This is a genomic window from Ruminococcus sp. AM31-15AC (genome assembly GCF_003462045.1).
Lineage (GTDB): Bacteria > Bacillota > Clostridia > Oscillospirales > Ruminococcaceae > Hominimerdicola > Hominimerdicola aceti.
The window spans coordinates 1-1,822 of record NZ_QTYG01000108.1 but is presented as its reverse complement, the minus strand read 5'-3'; the positions used below and the strand labels follow the sequence as shown (position 1 = coordinate 1,822).

Annotated in this window: 2 protein-coding genes; one reads left to right on the top strand and one right to left on the bottom strand. The window is 30.6% G+C overall.

Features of this window, described 5'->3' with window-relative positions:
* Positions 1-293 precede the first annotated feature (293 nt).
* Positions 294-689, bottom strand: coding sequence for a helix-turn-helix domain-containing protein (locus DW793_RS14115; RefSeq protein ID WP_117927198.1), 396 nt, complete (start codon positions 687-689; stop codon positions 294-296).
* A 168-nt stretch (positions 690-857) separates the two neighbouring features.
* Between DW793_RS14115 and DW793_RS14110 the strand changes: the two genes are divergently transcribed.
* Positions 858-1,586 carry a LytR/AlgR family response regulator transcription factor gene (locus DW793_RS14110; protein WP_118158525.1) on the top strand — a complete coding sequence of 243 codons (729 nt, stop codon included), beginning with the start codon at positions 858-860 and terminating at the stop codon, positions 1,584-1,586.
* Positions 1,587-1,822: the final 236 nt, after the last annotated feature.

Sequence of the window (1,822 nt, the reverse complement as noted above, 5' to 3'; positions counted from 1 at the left end):
TATACTTTTCCATTGTCGTATTATGATATAATATATGTATTGATTTGTATCAGTTTAATCAACCGCTCTCAATACTCTAAAAGCCATTGCATTCTCTCCTCGTAAATAGACAATCCATTAATTTATGTATATTATATACTTTTATGTATAAATGTCAACGAATTTGGCACAAGGTGAAGATATTTAGCACGAAATGCAAAGATCAGAAAACTAACATAATATGCTTGACCTTGCTGTTTTATTATGGTAAAATAAAAAAGAACCCTGATACAAATTCAGAGTTCTAAATTGAATTATTTTTTTGACTTTCCTATAACCTCAATGAAATACGCTAAATGCTCACGTTCTGCGTTGTCCATCTTTGCCATTATTTCTACAGCGTCGCCTATAGTCATTTTATTTGTTAGCTTTATTGCATAAGTGTCATTAAGATTTGTCCTGCTTGCACTTTTGCCGAGAATATAATCTGTAGTAACGTTATAAAAGTCGGCAAGTCGATACACAACTTCTGTAGGTGGGACAGTTAATCCTTTTTCATAGTGAGAAATCGTGATAGGAGAAAGATGAAGATGTTTTGCTATATCTGTTTGTGTTAGAAAGTTTAGCTCTCGCAGATTGATCAAGATTTTGGCGATAATGAGCTTTTGTTTTTCGCCAAAAACATTTGAACTTTTTACTTGCTTTTTCATAATATATGCTCCGCCTCTCTTTCCGGTTCCAACACTTTTGTTATAGTATAAATATAGTCCGAAGTCATAAATCTGTATTATTTATAAAAAATCAGCGAATTTTGTCGTAAAATTATATCACAAATACAATTGTTGTGATTTATACTACATTTTAAGGAGGAAATACATATGATCAGAGTAGCAATATGTGATGATAATAAAGTATTTGTTAATAATATGTCACAAGCTGTCAAATCCGAATTTAAAAGACAGAATAATGAAGATATTGAGTTAGAAACTTACATTTCAAGTGAATTGATGTATCAGCACCACTTAATAAAACCATTTGATTTGGTTTTTCTTGATATTGATATGCCGGAGCCGGACGGTTTTCAATTAGCAGCTAAGATTTCAAGTTCAAACGACTGTTACATAATTTTTGTTACCAATCATCCTGAACTGGTTTATGATAGTCTTTATTTCCGACCACTGAATTTTATAACCAAAAGCAATGATTCTTTTTTCACAGAAAAACTACATAGTGTGGTTAATCAGCTCTTCAATGAAATGAAGCAAAACACAATTATTATTTTGGAAAATAAAGAAGTCGGAAGAGTTCCGCTGCAAATAAAGAACATTTATTATATTGAGAGCAGTAAACATTATGTTATCTATCATTCAGAACATAACGAACCGATAAAGATCAGAGGTAATATTGGTGAATTGGAGATTCATTTTTCTCAATATGATTTTGCTCGGATACACAAGAGTTTTCTAGTTAATCTTCGTCACATTTTTAATATAGATAGAAATAAAGACGAGATAATTTTTAAGCAAGGCTTTAGATTAAATATGAGTAAAAACTACAAACAAACTGTTGATGAGAAATTAACACAGTATTTGAGGAAGACAAAATGAAGAACTTGCTATGGAAATGCTTTGAGCTTGTGATTAATTATTATCAGGGCTTTATTATGACATGGTTTGTGTATAGATTTCTAAATCCTAAATCTCTCAAACAGGCAAAAACATTTCTTTCGATTTTTAGTATCATATTTGGAACAACCATAACCCTGTTAAATCACATCACTTTATATGAGGGATTTACAAGTACTTTATATTTAGTTATATTGTTGGTATATGCCATTATTGCC